Source organism: Pseudomonas sp. NPDC086278 (assembly GCF_050280905.1).
GTDB lineage: Bacteria > Pseudomonadota > Gammaproteobacteria > Pseudomonadales > Pseudomonadaceae > Aquipseudomonas.
In genome coordinates this window covers 15,632-33,104 of record NZ_JBNNWE010000037.1, presented here as the reverse complement: position 1 = coordinate 33,104, position 17,473 = coordinate 15,632, and the positions used below count along the sequence as shown (strand labels likewise).

The 17,473-nt window shown below is 60.1% G+C and carries 12 protein-coding genes; 4 read left to right on the top strand and 8 right to left on the bottom strand.

Features of this window, described 5'->3' with window-relative positions; translation table 11 throughout:
• Nucleotides 1–11 precede the first annotated feature (11 nt).
• Nucleotides 12–4,637: a hypothetical protein gene (locus ACQKP4_RS13925; RefSeq protein WP_427633965.1), complete on the top strand. Its 4,626-nt coding sequence runs from the start codon at nt 12–14 to the stop codon at nt 4,635–4,637.
• A gap of 1 nt (nt 4,638) precedes the next feature.
• Here the strand turns inward: ACQKP4_RS13925 and ACQKP4_RS13920 are convergent, their stop codons facing one another.
• The 5 genes from ACQKP4_RS13920 to ACQKP4_RS13900 form a co-directional block, all read right to left on the bottom strand.
• Nucleotides 4,639–6,456, bottom strand: coding sequence for an ABC transporter ATP-binding protein (locus tag ACQKP4_RS13920; RefSeq protein WP_427633963.1), 1,818 nt, complete (start codon nt 6,454–6,456; stop codon nt 4,639–4,641).
• Nucleotides 6,449–7,051, bottom strand: coding sequence for a DsbA family protein (locus ACQKP4_RS13915; protein WP_427633991.1), 603 nt, complete (start codon nt 7,049–7,051; stop codon nt 6,449–6,451). Before ACQKP4_RS13915 ends, ACQKP4_RS13920 begins: the two co-directional genes overlap by 8 nt.
• Nucleotides 7,052–7,090: 39 nt before the next feature.
• On the bottom strand, nt 7,091–8,032 hold the full coding sequence (locus ACQKP4_RS13910; protein ID WP_427633961.1) for a rhodanese-related sulfurtransferase: 942 nt from the start codon (nt 8,030–8,032) through the stop codon (nt 7,091–7,093).
• A 277-nt stretch (nt 8,033–8,309) separates the two neighbouring features.
• A complete protein-coding gene (locus ACQKP4_RS13905) occupies nt 8,310–8,609 on the bottom strand; it encodes a BolA family protein (protein ID WP_427633959.1) in 300 nt (99 codons plus the stop codon).
• Nucleotides 8,610–8,621: 12 nt separating this feature from the next.
• Nucleotides 8,622–9,152, bottom strand: a complete 531-nt coding sequence (locus ACQKP4_RS13900) for a DUF2059 domain-containing protein (protein ID WP_427633958.1) — start codon at nt 9,150–9,152, stop codon at nt 8,622–8,624.
• 191 nt (nt 9,153–9,343) lie between these two features.
• On the opposite strand from ACQKP4_RS13900, the gene ACQKP4_RS13895 reads away from it, so the two are divergent.
• Entirely contained in the window at nt 9,344–10,738 is a 1,395-nt protein-coding gene (locus tag ACQKP4_RS13895; RefSeq protein ID WP_427633956.1) for a class II fumarate hydratase, read from the top strand.
• A 125-nt stretch (nt 10,739–10,863) separates the two neighbouring features.
• On the opposite strand, the gene ACQKP4_RS13890 is transcribed toward ACQKP4_RS13895, so the two are convergent.
• Nucleotides 10,864–11,823 carry a DMT family transporter gene (locus ACQKP4_RS13890; RefSeq protein ID WP_427633955.1) on the bottom strand — a complete coding sequence of 320 codons (960 nt, stop codon included), beginning with the start codon at nt 11,821–11,823 and terminating at the stop codon, nt 10,864–10,866.
• A gap of 209 nt (nt 11,824–12,032) precedes the next feature.
• On the opposite strand from ACQKP4_RS13890, the gene ACQKP4_RS13885 reads away from it, so the two are divergent.
• Nucleotides 12,033–12,227 (top strand): DUF6316 family protein, encoded by a 195-nt coding sequence (locus ACQKP4_RS13885; RefSeq protein WP_427633953.1) that lies wholly within the window; start codon nt 12,033–12,035, stop codon nt 12,225–12,227.
• 141 nt (nt 12,228–12,368) lie between these two features.
• Here the strand turns inward: ACQKP4_RS13885 and ACQKP4_RS13880 are convergent, their stop codons facing one another.
• Both ACQKP4_RS13880 and pap read right to left on the bottom strand, forming a co-directional pair.
• On the bottom strand, nt 12,369–13,553 hold the full coding sequence (locus ACQKP4_RS13880; RefSeq protein ID WP_427633951.1) for a thiolase family protein: 1,185 nt from the start codon (nt 13,551–13,553) through the stop codon (nt 12,369–12,371).
• Between the two features lie 114 nt (nt 13,554–13,667).
• Nucleotides 13,668–15,191, bottom strand: a complete 1,524-nt coding sequence (gene pap, locus ACQKP4_RS13875; protein WP_427633949.1) for a polyphosphate:AMP phosphotransferase — start codon at nt 15,189–15,191, stop codon at nt 13,668–13,670.
• A gap of 160 nt (nt 15,192–15,351) precedes the next feature.
• On the opposite strand from pap, the gene mnmC reads away from it, so the two are divergent.
• A complete protein-coding gene (gene mnmC / locus ACQKP4_RS13870; RefSeq protein WP_427633947.1) occupies nt 15,352–17,331 on the top strand; it encodes a bifunctional tRNA (5-methylaminomethyl-2-thiouridine)(34)-methyltransferase MnmD/FAD-dependent 5-carboxymethylaminomethyl-2-thiouridine(34) oxidoreductase MnmC in 1,980 nt (659 codons plus the stop codon).
• Nucleotides 17,332–17,473 lie beyond the last annotated feature (142 nt).

Sequence of the window (17,473 nt, the reverse complement as noted above, 5' to 3'; positions counted from 1 at the left end):
AGAAGCCGCTCATGCAAGCACCCACTTCAAGCACCCCGGCCCCTTCGTCGCCTTCCGATGCCCAGCTATATCAGGGCCAGTTGGACGATTACGAACTCATGCTGACTGCAATGCGCGACGTCAATCTGCATCAATTGATACCGATACGGCCTTTTTCACCGCTACACCGTCTGAGCGAGGACGGGTACACCGCGCTGTGGCAATTACTGCGCGACAGTGACTACATCGCCCTGTGCACGAACCTCAAGCTTCAGCACTTCGATCTTTGCGTCAATTTCAAGGATGGCAACTATGTCTATCAGGCTTGGGCAATCGATGGGGGCCGCGTTTCTCTGGCATTGACGGAACATGAAAAATGGCAGGCGCTGAAGACCCGGATCGAACAGGCCGCGACGTTACTGGGTGGAGAGATACACTCCAACCGCTGTATCAGCCTGGACAGGATCTGCCAGTTTTACGGGCTGGCGCCGTGGCGATTGCATCACCCCCAGGAGCACCCGGCCGCCATCACCGCCCTGCAAGAAAAGATTGCCAGTCATCGCTTGCGGCTCGAGGACGATTTTGACGCCCTCGACCTGAAGCGAAGGCCGACAGCAGACGAGCGTGAAATGGTTCAACTGCTCCAGCAAGTCTTTCCTGACACTGCGCTCGATGTTCAGGCACTTCATTGCGACCGGGTTCGCGGCGAAATAATAGCGGCGATCAAGCAATTCCTGCCCGAGGAAACCACCTCACTGCTGACCCACCTTGCCAACGACATCCTGTCTGCCGCGACGAACGATCGGGTGCGCGCAACGCCGACTGTCTATCTGGAAAAAATTCTCCATAGCGCTGAAGCCGTGAAACTGGGAAATGTCTTGCTGTCGACGATGGGTTGGTTCGGCGGCGCGTCAGGCGAAGAGACCTCCCCGTTCATCCGAACTAGGCTGACGGCCAACGCATTGCAGTATTGGTTGTCTTCACGATCCTTCGACAATCGCGACCTGATCGCCGGTTACGACTGGCAGGCGTGCTCAAACTGGGGGAAGAGCTATCAGGCTATCCGCGCCGACTTTGAAACCCATTTGCTGACATCAGAACGAGCAACGTCGGAGAAAGAGGCGATTGTTAGCGCGCGGTTGTTCCTGTCCCGATGTCCGACCGAGTGCCGTATCAGCGATATTCCGCTCGAACTTCCCTATAGAAGTTCAATCGTCTGGGTCAACTTCATAAATGGCGTCAATTTGATCAAGGCGCTCGACAGCGGGTTGCTGGACAGACTGACGTTCCAGCAACTGGTCAACTTGCCGACCCAGTTAACTGAAGGCGCGACGCCAGAACAGCTGAATAAAGTCGCGCTGGCGCGACTGCTTCCAACCCTGGACTGGGCAGTAACCCAGGGTTTCCTTAGCCAAGGAAAACGTGAACATCACACGCAGCAGGATATTGACCGGGCAGTGTCGGAACTGGAAAAACAGACTGACGAACTCAATGAAGCCGTCACCCGAATCGGTGAAGCGCCGCCCCAGCGATTGGCCATGGCCAAAAACGAAGTGGAGCAGCTCTTTGGAAAAGACGCCTTTACCGCGGATGGCCGAAGACTCGCCAGGACTCAAATGGGGCCCGTCACTCACCGTGACACGCCGTTCCTCAAAGGCGAGGGCTACGCGTCCTACTCGTTCCTCGACGTCCTCGCCTGCGGCAAGTTTGACGATCAGAAACGCTGGTTTGTAACAGAAGCCAACGGCACCACCCTCAACGGGCAATGGATCCGCATTGACGAGCACCGAACGATAAAGACCGAAGGCCCCTGGCCTTTACCGGAGAAAACGTTGCTGGGCCTCCCGTGGGTCATGTCACGGCACACGCGACTGCCAGACGTCCAAATGCTTTTCGACACGGCTTTCAAACGCCATCTGGAGCGGATCTCCGCGGCCTATGAAACGCTGATCAGACACCAACTTGCCTCGCTGCCTTTTACCGACCGCCAGGCGTTGGAATCGGGCGAGGTCCGGGTCTACACGCTGAGAAAGCAAACCACGCTGGTCGAGGGCCGCAATGAAACACCGGAAATGCACCTGCCGCTCAGAGCGCGTAATGGCGTGATATTGCAGGCGACTCATGACTTCAAGACCACCTGTTACGAACTGCTGCCCAGAGCGGCCGTGCTGCGTCGTATCGAAAATCCGGACGCGAAGCTGTTCGGTGGCGAACTCAAATCTGAAGAATGGCGTGTCTCCAAAAACGGCACCTATACCGTCAAGGTGCTGCGTCATAAAACAGTGCCGTTTGACTGGGACGCACATCTAACCGGTACCGCCCCCAAGCAGCAAACTGACTGTCAGGCCATCATCGAACAGCTGGGAGATACGCTCACCGCACCGCCCAAATCTGCGCAGAACACGCACGGTGCCCCACTGGCGTTATCGTCGAGCCGCTCAGTTGCAATCAGCCATCACATCGCAAAGGAGTTGTTGTTCGTCGACCCGGTTGCACTTCGTAAAAGCGCTGCCGGGCAGACACAGTTTGAACTCGAAGAAGAGAAAACAGAGACAGGACTGATGATCATCAAAATGCTCTTGCCGTTCTGGGGCAGCATCGAGGACCTGCTGTCAGATGACAAAAATCGCCATGCCATGGGTGTTTTTGGTCTGTTCACTGATCTGCTGTCCTTCGCGCTGCCGATTGGCAAATTTGTATCGGGTTCGGCACGGCTGATCACCACCACGACCCGATTGAGCGTGCGAACCGCGCACCCCGGTTTTACCTCGCTGACCAAAAAACTGTTGGCTTCGACGCTAAAGGCCCTGAACCCGCTTGATGGCATTCCTGCATTGCTTAAGGCATCAGGCACCATCGTATGGAAGAACGGGCGATTGGCCCTTGGCACACTCAATGGCCTGAGGGGAAAAACCGGCCATTACCGTTTTGTGCAGAGCCTGCCGCAGATCGGCGATGCAGGACGCTGGAAGTCCCTGGCAGTCGGTGATCAGTTAGCGCGCGTCAACGGCATTGATAACGTACCGGTGCGAAATCTGGCGAGCGCTGGCAACTCCGACTATCGCCTGATCGAGCCGATAGCCTCCAAACCCTACGGCCCGACACTGACCACCAAGTCCGGCGAATGCTCGCCTGGAGGCTCCCATTACTCGGCCATCGAAAAAACCGACCAGCACGTCATCGTCGAAATACCGGAAAACACTCGGGTCAACGAGGTGCTTGAAGTCGATGGCCGCACCACGTTGTTCCTCGACGAGGTGCCCTACCGACTGGATGGCGAGACATTGCTTCGCGCCGATCTGGTCGACGGCGGCGGCACGTTGAAAGCGCTTCCATGCCGAGTGCGTCGTGCTCCCAGATATCCAAAGTGTAAAACCCGCTATGCCGGCCACGAGCCGGCGCCCACGCCTGACATTGGCCATTTCGATGAAACCAAAGGTTGGGCCACCTGGTTTGGCGATGTCATTTACACCCCCGCCACCGGCAGGGCGCCGATGCGGATCGCCGCGCTCGCCGCCCACTCGTCCCTCGAAGCCACGCTGGAATTTCAGAAAGGTATTTACGGGCGGGTCATGGTCAGCGTTCCCGTACGCGGACAACAAACTGTCGATAACTTCCGCGTCGGCGCCATCCTCGTCGAAGCGATGGATGGCTCAAAAACCTATGTGTTCACGCGCCTGAACGCGGGGGATTTTCTGGTTGCCGAGCGGATAAAAGGCCAGAACGTGTACGACACGCTGACCTTCAGGAAAGCCGAGACCCTTGACGATGAACTGCGGCGGGAGTTGCAGGTGGTGTACACCGGCTCCCTGAATGCCAACAACGTTGCGCGAATCCATGGCATCGATGCCGTCGAGCGCGCCATGAAAACCATGGAAGAAATAGCCATCCCGATTGGCGGTCATGTGAATCCACCCGACACGCTCAAATGGATCAACGTCGATACCAGTCCCGGAGAGGCGGTGCTGTTCGATCACTCGACCCGAATGATCGTCACCCGGCTGCCTGAAGGTGCGAAAAGCTGGTCACGCAGCAAGGAGGCGTCCACATTGTTCCGCACCAGAACGGCAGAGATATTCGACACCTTGTTCCTTGAACCGACCATCAAACCGAAGAGCGCAGACAGCGCGCTAAGAATCGGCGCGACGATGAACAAGCTCCATAAACTCCTCCCTCGAAACCGTCGTTCGTATAGACCGAGGAACATCGCCTACGCCGAGGTGACCACGACGACGGGACAACGGGAAGTCTATGTCAGCGTTTCCGGCACGCAGGAAACGACCGGGCATTTGCCATTGTTCAGGCACCATTTGGGGACGGACACGGTGAAAGTCGGCGAAACGACCTACTTCAATATCGACTTCAACGAGGCGTCTCCCGGCACTTCGCTGAAGCTGACGCCCCAAGGCAAACTGCTGGCGGTGCCACACACCATAAAAGACATCGCCGCCTATTCGCCAGCAATGACCCGCGCCCCGACGTCACTGGACAGCGAAAGCAAGTTGATTGGTGTTATCCGCGAGAAATATCCGGACCCTCAATCCATCCAATCAATCGACGTCGCGACGACCATGCCGCCTTGCGACTCGTGCGCGGTGGTGTTGAAAGAGTTCGGCTACGACGGCGGGGAAAACGCGCTCAGTGTCCTGTGGAATTGACTTAGAGCTGCTGCAAATGCCCATAAAGCTTGGCGTAGAGCCCACCGTCGGCAATCAACTGCTGATGGTCGCCATCCTCGGCAATTTGCCCACCGTCGAACACCAGCACCCGGTCGGCCTGCTTCACCGCCGACAACCGGTGCGCGATGATCAGCGTGGTGCGGTGGCTGAGGAAGCGCGCCAGTGCCTGGTGCAAGTTGTATTCGGTGGCGGCATCCAAGGCAGAGGTGGCCTCGTCGAGGATCACCACTTTGGGTTCCGCCAGCACCATTCGCGCAATCGCCAGTCGTTGGCGCTGCCCGCCGGACAAGCGCACGCCGGAGCGTCCGACAATGCTGTCCAGGCCGTTCGGCAGCTCTCGAACGGTCTGATGCAATTGCGCAATTTCCAGCGCTTGCCAACAGGCGTCGTCGCTGCGTGAACGCCCCATGGTCAGGTTGGCGCGGATCGTATCGTTGAACAACGCGGGATGCTGCAGCACCACGGCGACGTTTTCGCGCAAGGTTTCCAGGCCGATTTCCTGCTGGGTCGAACCGCCGAAGCGAATGGTCCCGGCCAGCGGCGTGTACAAGCCCAACAGCAACTGCACCAGGGTGCTTTTGCCGCCGCCGCTGGCGCCGACGATCGCAACCTTCTCACCGGGAGCGATGGACAGGTCCATGGTGTTCAACACCAGTTCGTCGCCGTAGCCAAAACTCAAGCCCTGCACCTCGATGCCAACGGTGTCGCGGCCCTGAAACGGATCGACGCCGCCAGGGTATTGCGGCTCGTCGGCCCGCGCCAGCAGCTCGTTGATCCGCGACAACGCGCCGCCCGCCGCGTAATAGGCGTATTGCAGATTCAGTAGTTGCTCCACCGGCCCGATCATGAACCATAGGTAGCTGAACACCGCGAGCATCTGCCCGATGGACAGGTCGGAAAACAGCACGGTGAGCATGGCCGCCGCGCGAAAAATATCGATGCCGAACTGGAACAGCAAGCCGCTGGCCCGGTTCGAGGCGTCGGTTTTCCATTGCGAGGTGATCGCGTAATCACGCACTTCCCGGGCGCGATGGCCGAGGCGCCCCAGGAAGAATTCCTGACGGTTGCCGGCGCGCACTTCCTGGATCGAATCGAGTGTTTCAGTCAGGGCCTGGGTGAACCGCGAGGTGCTGTCGTTCTCGAGTTTCTTCAGGTGTTTGACCCGTTTGCCCAACTGCACCGTGGCGTAGATCACCAGCGGATTGAACAGCATGATCAGCAGTGCCAGCTTCCAGTGCATCCAGATCAGAATGCTCGCGGTGCCGACCAGGGTCAGCATTGCCACCAGGAATCGGCTGAGGGTTTCGCCGACGAACTTGTCCAGCGTGTCCAGGTCGGTGACCAGGTGCGTGGTCACGGTGCCGCTGCCCAGGCTTTCGTATTCCCCCAGGGAAATACGCTTGAGTCGTTCGATCAGCCGCATGCGAATGCGGTAGACGATGTCCTTGGCCAGTGCCGCAAACAATTTCGCCTGCACCACGTTGAACAACAAGGCGCCGCAACGCAGTGTCAACGTCACCAGCAGCATCAGGCCGATGTAGCCCGCCGCTTTCTGCCAGCCTTCGGGCAGCGCGTGGTTCATGACTTTCAGTGCGGCGTCGCCGTGGCCCAGCAGCACTTCGTCCACCAGCAACGGCAGCAGCAACGGAATCGGCACGCTGCACAAGGTGGCCAGCACGGCGACGCCATTGGCGATCCACAGGGATTTCTTGTGTTGCAGGGCCAGTCGGCGGATTTCGGCCCAACTCAGCCGATCGACACGCTTGGGAGCCGGGCTGTCATCGGACAGCTCATGCACAGGCAGCGCGCTCCAGCCAGCGGCCGAGCAGCGGCGACAATTCGCTCAACGGTTGATAACCATTGGTCAGCAACGCCAATTGCCCATCGCGTTCGGCCAACAGCGTGGGGAAACCGGCAATGCCCAGATCCTGAACCCAGGTGAAATCGGCGGCGGTCGCGGCGTGCTGATCGGCACGGTCGAACGCGGCCGCGAATTCGATGCGCGGCAAGCCGGCCTGCTCCGCCAATTCCACCAGCACACTGGCGTGGGTGACGTCGCGGCCTTCGGCGTAGAACGCGTGCTGGATCAGGCCCAGCAGTTTCCATGCGCAATCCGGCGCCAGGCTGCGCGCCGTCACCAGTGCCCGACAGGCCGGTTCGGTGTCGTAGACAAAGCCGTCCGGCAGCGCGCCTTCGGTCTTGAACGGCTGGCCGGTGGCCTCGGTGACCGCCTGCCAGTGTTCAAGAATGTAGCGCCGGGTGGTCGGCTCCAGCGCCGCGCCGCTGCCGGTGCGCAACCCGCCCACCACCAGATGCACCTCGACACCGGCCACGTGCGCCTGCTCGACCAGCGCATTGGCCACTGGCGCAAAGCCCCAGCACCAGGAACACATCGGGTCCATCACGTAGAGCAAGCGGCGCGCAGACATGGTTCAAGCCTCGGAAGGAGTTTGCTTGTAGTTGTAGCCGATCGGGTGAGGCAAATTGCGCGCCTTGGCCAGTTCGATCTGCTTCTGCCGATCAGTGGCGCTGCGCCGGGTCTTCTCGCTCAGCGTATCCCAGCAATGCGGGCAACTGATGCCCGCCACGTAGTGCTCGGACGCGCGGTCTTCAACGCTCACCGGTGTACGACAGGCATGACATTGATCGTAGTCGCCTTCAGTGAGGTCATGACGCACGGTCACGCGGTTGTCGAACACGAAGCAGTCGCCCTGCCATTTGGTCTCTTCCTGCGGCACCTCTTCGAGGTACTTCAGAATGCCGCCCTTGAGGTGATACACCTCGTCGAAACCCTGGCTGAGCATATAGCTCGAGGCCTTTTCACAACGAATGCCGCCGGTGCAGAACATCGCGACCTTCTTGTGCACGGCCGGGTCGAAGTGGGCTTTGATGTAGTCGGGGAATTCACGAAAACTGGTGGTTTTCGGATCGATGGCGCCTTCGAAGGTGCCGATCGAAACCTCGTAGTCGTTGCGGGTGTCGATCAACAGCACTTCAGGGTCGCTGATCAGCGCGTTCCAGTTCTGCGGATCGACGTAGGTGCCGACCTTCTTGTTCGGGTCCACGCCGTCGACGCCGAGGGTGACGATTTCTTTCTTGAGTTTGACTTTGGTGCGGTAGAACGGCTGATCGTCGCAGTACGACTCTTTGTGGTCGATGTCGTCCATGCGCGGGTCGTTCTTGAGCCAGGCCATCAGCCCGTCGATGCCTTCGCGGCTGCCGGACACGGTGCCGTTGATGCCTTCTTCGGCGATCAGCAGCGTGCCCTTGATGCCGTTGTCGACCATGGCTTGCAGCAATGGCTCGCGCAGGGCGACGTAATCTTCCAGGGTGACGAACTTATACAGTGCCGCCACGACAATCTGTTGTGTCATGGTATTTCTCCAGGTGGCTACCCTCGTAAGGGGTGAACCGGATTCAAAAAAAAACGCGCCGGGTGAGCGGCGCGTTGCGGAGTCTAACAAAAACGGTGCAGCTTTAGGACTGTCATCAAACTCTGTGGCGAGGGGGCTTGCCCCCGTTGGGGGGCGAAGCAGCCCCTAAAAACAGCCGCCCGGCTTGCAGATTTCACGACTGCTTCGCAGCCGAACGGGGGCAAGCCCCCTCACCACAGCAAGCCCCTCACCACAACAACCGCCCTTCAGTTGCACATCAATGTTTGCTGCCGCCAGCACAGGTGGGCGAGGCCGGAGCCGCGTCCATCTGTGCCCATTCCTCTGGCGTGTAGGTATGCAGCGCCAACGCATGGAACTCGCCCATCAGCTCGCCGAGCGTGCCGTAGACTTTCTGGTGACGCTTGACGCGGTTGAGCCCTTCGAACTGCTGGCTGACCACCACGGCCTTGAAGTGGGTCTGCAACCCACGACTGTGCATGTGGCTTTCATCCAGCACGTTCAGATGCTCAGGCTGCAACAGGCCAAGCGTCGATTCGATGCGTTGTTGCATGGTCATACCGAACTCCGCTTAAGGCTTTTTCTTTACAGCAGGAGCAGCAGCGCCGGCTTTAGGGTCCAGCTCGTTGGTCATGTCAGCCAACAGTTTGTTGACCACAGGCACTGCGCTTTCCAGCTTGGCTTGAGTCATCTGGGCCGATTGCTGGGTCAGCTGCGGCATTTTTTCCAGGACTTTCTTGCCCAGCGGCGACTGGTAGAACGCAACCAGATCCTTGAGCTCGGATTCGCTGAAATTGGTGGTGTACAGCTTGACCATGTCCGGTTTCAGCTTGTTCCAGCCAATGGCCTGGTCCAGTGCTGCGTTGGCTTTGGCCTGGTAAGTTTCCAGCACGGCTTTTTTCGATTCAGGGGCTTTGGTCTGTTCAAAGCGCTGAGCGAACATTTGCTGCACTTGCATGTACACCGGAGTGCCCAATTTGTCAGCGTGCGCCAGGGTCAGGAAAGCTTCGGCACTGGCGTTGTGGCTGGCGGTATCGGCAAAAACAGGGCCGCTGGCGCAAACCAGTGCAACCGCGGTACAGATGGCACGAAGACGAGTCATCGAGTTTCCTTTTCTAGCAGGCGAGGTAAAACCCCAAGGGCGTCCATTCTGCGCCTAAAAAAGTGTGTCACTCAACCCCATGCCTTGTCGGGCCTGATTTAGAGGGCTTGAATGGGCAAAAACCATGCAGATGGAACCACGGCCGCACATCACGGCCTAAACTGCGCTATCGACCTACAGGAGTGTGCAAGATGAGCCGTATCGAAACCGACAGCCTTGGCCAGGTGGAAGTCCCGGAAGAGGCCTACTGGGGCGCTCAGACGCAACGCTCGCTGGTCAACTTCGCCATCGGCGAGGAACGCATGCCGCTGGCCGTGCTGCATGCACTCGCCCTGATCAAGAAAGCCGCCGCCAGAGTCAACGACCGCAATGGCGACCTGCCAGCCGACATCGCCCGCCTGATCGAACAGGCCGCCGACGAAGTGCTCGACGGCAGCCACGACGACCAGTTCCCGCTGGTGGTGTGGCAGACCGGCAGTGGCACCCAGAGCAACATGAACGTCAATGAGGTGATCGCCGGGCGTGCCAACGAACTCGCCGGCAACCCGCGCGGCGGCAAGGCGCCGGTTCACCCCAACGATCACGTCAACCGCTCCCAAAGCTCCAACGACTGTTTCCCGACCGCCATGCACATCGCCGCCGCGCAAGCGGTGCAGCAGCATCTATTGCCGGCGATCAGCGAACTGTCGGGCGGCCTGGCCGAGCTGTCGGCGCGCCACATGAAGCTGGTCAAGACAGGCCGCACGCACATGATGGACGCCACGCCGATTACCTTCGGCCAGGAACTGTCGGCGTTTATCGCGCAACTGGATTACGCCGAACGGGCGATCCGCAGCGCGCTGCCCGCGGTGTGCGAGCTGGCCCAAGGTGGCACCGCAGTCGGCACCGGGCTCAATTCGCCTCACGGTTTTGGCGAAGCGATTGCCGCCGAGTTGGCCGCCCTCTCCGGTTTGCCGTTCGTTACAGCACCCAACAAATTCGCGGCACTGGCCGGCCATGAGCCGCTGACAACCCTGTCCGGCGCGCTGAAAACCCTCGCCGTGACCCTGATGAAAATCGCCAATGACCTGCGTTTGCTGGGTTCCGGGCCTCGCGCCGGTTTCGCCGAAGTGAAGCTGCCGGCCAATGAACCCGGCAGCTCGATCATGCCGGGCAAGGTCAACCCGACCCAATGCGAAGCGCTGTCGATGCTGGCCTGTCAGGTGCTGGGCAATGACGTGACGATTGGTTTCGCGGCGAGTCAGGGGCACTTGCAACTGAACGTGTTTAAACCGGTGATCATCCACAACCTGCTGCAATCGATCCGCCTGCTGGGCGATGGCTGCAGCAACTTCCAGCAGCATTGCATCGCCGGGCTTGAGCCGGATGCCAAGGTCATGGCCGAGCATCTGGAGCGCGGATTGATGTTGGTGACGGCGTTGAATCCGCACATTGGCTATGACAAATCGGCGGAGATTGCGAAGAAGGCTTACGCCGAAGGGCTGACACTGCGCGAGGCAGCGTTGCAGTTGGGGTATCTGACGGATGAAGAGTTTGACGCGTGGGTAAGGCCGGAGAACATGCTGGAGGCTGGGGCCAAGGGCTGAGAATTGCGGTAACTGATAGTCCGTCTTCGCGAGCAGGCTCGCTCCCACAAGTGGCCGCGTACTCCAGGGAAAATGCGATCACATGTGTAAGCGAGCTTGCTCGCGATTGGCGGCGCTGAAGATAGTCAGCCGACCACAATCCGCGCCTTCCGGGCCTTGAGCCCGGCAATCAACGACGGCCCCAGCGCCACCAGCGCCGATCCGAACACCACCAGCACCGCCCCGCCATAGCCCAAACCATTGATCGTTTCGGCATGCACAAAGTCCGGCCAGCACCACGCCGCGATTGCCACCGCCACAAACGTCACCAATGGCGTGATCGCCAGCGTCGCACTCACCCGCGACGCTTCCCAATGCGCCAGCGCTTCGGCAAATGCGCCGTAGGCGATCAACGTGTTCATACAGCACGCCAGCAGCAACCAGCCTTGCAACGGGCTCAGTTGCAAGGCTTCCAGCGGATGCACCCACGGCGTGAGCAGCAAGGCGCAGAACAGGTAGATCACCATCATCACCTGCAACGAATTCCACACCGTGAGCAATTGCTTCTGCCCCAGCGCGTAAAACGTCCACACCGTAGAGGCCAACAGCACCAGCAATACGCCGGCGGTGTAGTCGGTCAGCGAGGTGAGCAGTTCCGCCAGACGCTGGTTGAAGAACAAGCCAAAGCCAATCAGCAACACCAGCAGACCGATGCCCTGCCCCACGCTGAAGCGTTCCTTGAACACAAACAGACTGGCGATGAGCAGCATGATCGGGCCCATCTGTACCACCAGTTGCGCGGTGCCGGGGCTGAGCAGGTTCAGACCCATCAGATACAGCACGTAGTTGCCGACCAACCCGAGCACCGCCATCAGCACCAGCCAGCCGCCGCGTGGCCCCAGCACTTTGCGGCTGGGCAAACGCCGCGTCGCCGCCAGGTAGATGAACAGGCAGCCGCCGGACACCGTGAGGCGAAACCAGGTCACCGTCACCGGGTCCATCACCTGCAACACTTGCTTGAGCTTGATCGGCAGGATTCCCCAGAGCAGCGCGGTCAACAAGGCCAGAAACAGACCGTATACCCAGCGACCGGATGAAATGTGCATGCGAACCCCAAAGCCAGATGGCGAGAATCGTCATTCTAGGCGCAGCGTCGGTTGTCACACAGAGACAGTTGGCAACCGGGCGCAAATGAAACTGTGCAGGTCGCAGCATTAGCTGGCGATGTGCCGCCGATCAGTTGGCCAGGCGCTCCAAGTGATTAATGCTTAAGCTCATTGGATCCACGCTCAGGAACGCCCCTCAGGAGAACACCATGTACGGCATGCGCGCCCAGGACCACGCCCCCGCCACACACTTTCGCAGTGACCGGATTTGTCGTGTGAATGGGGAGTTCTATTTCGATACCCGGGAAAATACCCAAGAGGGGCCGTTTGAAAACCCTGAGGCGGCAGCGCGAGGGATTCAGGCGTATATCGAGCGGATGCAGGTTTTGAGTGACAGCCGGTAGCGCCACTCGTAGCGTCCGCCCGATCTTCGCGAGCAAGCCCGCTCCCACATTCAGACCGCATTTCAATGAGAGAACTCGGTCAAGTGTGGGAGCGGGCTTGCTCGCGAAGACGATCTGACAATCAACACATCTCCCTGGAAATCAGCGCACCGCCTCAAACAACCCCGTCGCGCCCATCCCGCCGCCCACGCACATGGTGACGATGCCGTAACGCAGCTCACGCCGCTGCAATTCCCGGACGAGATGCCCGACCTGACGCGAACCGGTCATGCCGAACGGATGCCCGATGGAAATCGACCCACCGTTGACGTTGTACCTGGCGTTATCGATTTCCAGCCGATTGCGGCTGTAGAGGCACTGCGAGGCGAACGCTTCGTTGAGCTCCCAGAGGTCAATATCAGCCATCTGCAACCCCTTGGATTTGAGCAATTTGGGCACCGAGAACACCGGGCCGATCCCCATTTCATCCGGTTCGCAGGCGGCCACGGTAAAGCCGCGGAAGAACGCCTTCGGCTTCAAGCCCAGTTCCAGTGCTTTTTCCAGGCTCATCACCAGCGTCATCGAGGCACCGTCGGATAACTGCGATGAATTACCGGCCGTCACCGAACCGTCTTCGGCAAACACCGGTTTCAAGCCCGCCAGGCTTTCCAGCGTGGTGTCCGGGCGATTGCAGTCGTCGCGATCAACGATGCCGTCGAGGATCTGAATCTGCCCGGTAACCTTGTCTTCCACCCGGTACTTCACCGCCATCGCCACGATTTCATCGTCGAACAATCCAGCGGCCTGCGCCTGGGCGGTGCGCTGCTGGCTTTGCAGCGCGTACGCGTCTTGCGCTTCGCGGCTGACGTTGTAGCGACGGGCGACGATTTCAGCCGTCTGGCCCATCGGGAAATAGATCCCCGGCACCTGTTCTTTCAGCAGCGGGTTGATCAGGTTGTCGGTGTTGACGCTTTTCATGGTCAGGCTGACCGACTCGACGCCGCCGGCGACGATGATGTCGCTGCAACCCGAAGCGATCTGGTTGGCCGCGATGGCAATCGCTTGCAGGCCCGACGAACAAAAACGATTGAGGGTCATGCCGGCCGTGCCAATGCCCAGACGCGACAGCACGGCGACGTTGCGACCGATGTTGCCACCCTGGGCGCCTTCGTTGGAGGCCGCGCCGACGATGCAATCCTCTACGCTGGCCGGATCGATGCCGGTACGCGCGAGCAATGCGTCGACACAATGGGCGGCCATGTCGTCCGGACGGGTCATATTGAACTTGCCACGAAAGGACTTGGCCAGGCCGGTCCGTACGCTGTCGACGATTACCACTTCACGCATGGCATACCTCATTGTTGTTATCGGTTGGGAGTGAGCCGAGCATAAGTCCAGCCCATTGCCAATCGCGATGATCATTCACCCCGCGTATGCGCAAACATGCTCCGGTTTTGCCGCTCACTTCTTGTGTTTCTTCGCCTTCCTGGCGTGCTTGTTGGACTTTTCGAAGGCTTCTTCCAGCGCGTGGTTGATCGTGCGCAGCACCTTGACCCGCGCCCAGCGCTTGTCATTGGCCTCGACCAGGGTCCAGGGCGAGATTTCGGTGCTGGTGCGATCAACCATATCGCCGACCGCCGCGCGGTACGCGTCCCACTTGTCGCGGTTGCGCCAGTCGTCTTCGGTGATCTTGAAGCGTTTGAACGGAATTTCTTCCCGCGCCTGGAAACGCTCCAGCTGCGTCTGTTTATCAATGGCCAGCCAGAACTTGACCACGATCACGCCCGACTCGGCAATCTGCTCTTCGAAATCGTTGATCTCGCTGTACGCCCGCAGCCAGTCCGCCGGCGGGCAAAAGCCTTCAACGCGCTCCACCAGCACCCGGCCATACCAGGAACGGTCGAACACGGTGAACTTGCCCTTCGCCGGAATGTGCCGCCAGAACCGCCACAAATACGGCTGCGCCCGTTCCTCTTCGGTGGGCGCGGCAATGGGCACGATGCTGTATTGGCGTGGATCGAGCGCCGCCGCGACCCGGCGGATCGCCCCGCCCTTGCCGGCCGCATCGTTGCCTTCGAACACCGCCACCAACGCGTGCTGGCGCATGCGTTTGTCGCGCATCAGTCCGGAGAATCGCGCCTGCTCGGTAATCAGTTGCTCTTCGTAATCGTCCTTGTCCAAGCGCTGGGTCAAGTCGAGGCTGTCGAGCAGGTTCTTTTGATCGACACTGGTGGGCAGCGGCGCCGCATGGACCTTGTCAGGATGGACCTTGGACCGCTTCAAGGCGTTTTGCATACCTTCGAGCAGGATCTTGCCCACCGTCAGGCTGCGGTAATGCGCGTCCGCACCTTCGATCACATGCCACGGCGCGTAGTCGCGGCTGGTGCGGCGCAACACCCGTTCGCCGTACTTCACAAACTTGTCGTAGGTGGCCGATTGCTGCCAATCGAGCGAGCTGATGCGCCAGCTGTGCAAAGGGTCGTCGGCCAAGGCCTTGAGCCGCGCCTTCATCTGCTTTTTGGAAAGGTGAAACCAGAATTTGAAGATCAGCGCGCCTTCGTCGCAGAGCATCTGCTCGAAACGCTCCGACTGGTTGATCGCCTGGTCCAGCACGGCGTTTTTGAACAAGCCATGGACCCGGCCCTGCAACATCTGGCTGTACCAGTTGCCGAAGAAAATCCCCATGCGCCCCTTGGCCGGCAGCATCCGCCAGTAACGCCAGGCCGGTGGCCGCGCCAGCTCTTCGTCGGTCTGCTGATCGAAGGTGCGAACCTCGATCAGGCGCGGGTCCATCCACTCGTTGAGCAGTTTGACCGTCTCACCCTTGCCGGCGCCTTCGATGCCGTTGATCAGGATGATCACCGGGAAGCGCTTTTGTTGTTGCAGCTCGAACTGCGCTTCGAGCAGCGCTTCACGCAGGGCCGGCACTTCGGCGTCGTAAGTTTCTTTGTCGATGGCGTGACCGATTTCGGCAGATTCGAACATGAACGACTCCCTTTCCAGATTGAGCAAGACTAGCGGATTGACCTCGGCAGTGCCGTACAAATCCCATTTTCGCCGTCCTGCCTGTTATCGACTTTGCCGTGGATCAAGCAGCGCCCCGGCGATCGGCTAGAATGGCCGCCTTGCCGTTGCCGAGCCTGCCATGAAACCTGTAATGCCTCACGCCCAACTCGACTGGGATGACCAAGGGCTCCCGCGTTCGCGGGTGTTCGACGATGTGTATTTTTCCGATCTGTCGGGCCTTGATGAAACGCGCTACGTGTTCCTTGAGCAAAACAATTTGCGCGAGCGTTTTGCGGCACTCCTGACCGGCGAGCGACTGGTGATTGGCGAAACCGGTTTCGGCACCGGGCTGAATTTTCTGTGCGCCTGGCAGTTGTTCGAGCAACACGCGGTGGCGGGCGCACGCCTGCATTTTGTCAGCGTCGAAAAGTACCCGCTGAGCGCGCCGGATCTGCAACGGGCACTGGCGTTGTGGCCGCAGCTCAAGCCGTTCGCCGATCAATTGCTCGCGCAATACGTGGCGATCCATCAAGGCTTCCAGCGCCTGGTGCTGGACAACGGCCGCGTCACCTTGACCTTGCTCATCGGCGACGCATTGGAGCAGTTGCCGCAACTGGATGCGCAGATTGACGCGTGGTTCCTCGACGGCTTCGCCCCGGCAAAAAACCCCGACATGTGGACCGCCGAACTGTTTGCCGAACTGGCTCGATTGGCGGCGCCAGGTTCAACCATCAGCACCTTCACCAGCACCGGCTGGGTGCGCCGCCTGCTGAACGCGGCAGGCTTCAAGATGAAGCGCACGCCGGGCATCGGCCACAAGTGGGAAATCCTGCGCGGCGTGTTTCTCGGATGGCCCGAAGAGGCAGCGCCTGCGGTTGTTGCCAAGCCCTGGTTTGCGCGCCCTGCGCCGTTGACCCGTGAGCGGCGCGCGCTAGTGATCGGTGCGGGCCTGGCCGGTTGCGCCACGGCCGCCAGCCTCGCTGCGCGGGGTTGGCAGGTCAGTTTGCTGGAGCGTCACGACGCGCTGGCGCAAGAAGCCTCGGGTAATCCTCAGGGCGTGTTGTACCTCAAGCTGTCGGCCCATGGCACGGCGTTGTCACAGTTGATCGTCAGCGGTTTTGGCCACACCCGCCGCTTGCTCGAGCATTTGCAGCGCGGCGTCGACTGGGACGATTGTGGGGTGCTGCAACTGGCGTTCAACGCCAAGGAAGCGGAGCGTCAGGCGCAATTGACGGCGGCGTTTGCCGACGATTTGCTGCACACACTTGATCAAGAACAGGCAGAAGCTCGCGCCGGCATTGCCCTGCAAGCGGGTGGCCTGTTTTACCCCGAAGGCGGCTGGGTGCATCCGCCGGCCCTGTGCCACTGGCAAGCGACGCATCCTGATATCCGATTCGTGCCCCACAGCGATGTGTTGGCGTTGAAGCAGGTCGACGGGCAATGGCAAGCGTGGGACGGCGAGACGTTGCTGGCCAGTGCCCCCGTAGTGGTGCTGGCCGGCGCTGCCGACATCAAGCGCTTCCCGTACAGCAGCGAATTGCCGCTCAAGCGCATTCGCGGGCAAATCACTCGCTTGCAGCAGACGCCTGAAAGCCAACACCTGAGTACCGTGGTGTGTGCCGAAGGTTATGTCGCGCCGGCACGCCTGGGTGAACACACCCTCGGCGCCAGTTTCGATTTCAACAACGACGACCTGACGCCCACCGCTGCCGAACATGCCGGCAACCTGCACATGCTCGAAGAGATTTCGCCGGACCTGCTCGCCCGGCTCGGCGCTGGCGCCCTGCAACCGGAAACGCTTCAGGGCCGCGCCGCTTTTCGCTGTACCAGCCCCGATTACCTGCCGATTGTCGGCCCACTGGCCGACAGTCAGGCCTTCGCCGACGCCTACATCGCCCTGAGCAAGGATGCCCGGCAAACGCCGGACGTTGCTTGTCCATGGCTCGATGGCTTGTACATCAACAGCGGCCACGGTTCACGAGGGCTGATTACCGCCCCTCTGTCAGGCGAATTGCTGGCCGCCTGGCTGGACAACGAACCGCTGCCCTTGCCTCGGGTCGTGGCCGAGGCCTGTCATCCGAACCGCTTCGCCTTGCGACGCCTTATTCGAGGCAAATAACCCCACTCAACCATCCGCGCACTCGATCAGGCGTTTTGAGCTACAGGGTCCGCCCTCTGCCAACGCGCTTATTACTTATCGATCTAAAACTCCCACGATCTCACCGGGTCAGTTTCTGAGTACCCGCCGTTTTGGCCGGGTA

Excerpts from the sequence above, each read along its gene's own strand:
- pap (WP_427633949.1), bottom strand. The coding sequence starts at position 15,191 with ATGTTCGAATCTGCCGAAATCGGTCACGCCATCGACAAAGAAACTTAC.
- mnmC (WP_427633947.1), top strand. The coding sequence starts at position 15,352 with ATGAAACCTGTAATGCCTCACGCCCAACTCGACTGGGATGACCAAGGG.
- ACQKP4_RS13885 (WP_427633953.1), top strand. The coding sequence starts at position 12,033 with ATGTACGGCATGCGCGCCCAGGACCACGCCCCCGCCACACACTTTCGC.
- ACQKP4_RS13905 (WP_427633959.1), bottom strand. The coding sequence starts at position 8,609 with ATGACCATGCAACAACGCATCGAATCGACGCTTGGCCTGTTGCAGCCT.
- ACQKP4_RS13890 (WP_427633955.1), bottom strand. The coding sequence starts at position 11,823 with ATGCACATTTCATCCGGTCGCTGGGTATACGGTCTGTTTCTGGCCTTG.
- ACQKP4_RS13895 (WP_427633956.1), top strand. The coding sequence starts at position 9,344 with ATGAGCCGTATCGAAACCGACAGCCTTGGCCAGGTGGAAGTCCCGGAA.
- ACQKP4_RS13900 (WP_427633958.1), bottom strand. The coding sequence starts at position 9,152 with ATGACTCGTCTTCGTGCCATCTGTACCGCGGTTGCACTGGTTTGCGCC.
- ACQKP4_RS13910 (WP_427633961.1), bottom strand. The coding sequence starts at position 8,032 with ATGACACAACAGATTGTCGTGGCGGCACTGTATAAGTTCGTCACCCTG.
- ACQKP4_RS13915 (WP_427633991.1), bottom strand. The coding sequence starts at position 7,051 with ATGTGTTCCTGGTGCTGGGGCTTTGCGCCAGTGGCCAATGCGCTGGTC.
- ACQKP4_RS13925 (WP_427633965.1), top strand. The coding sequence starts at position 12 with ATGCAAGCACCCACTTCAAGCACCCCGGCCCCTTCGTCGCCTTCCGAT.
- ACQKP4_RS13880 (WP_427633951.1), bottom strand. The coding sequence starts at position 13,553 with ATGCGTGAAGTGGTAATCGTCGACAGCGTACGGACCGGCCTGGCCAAG.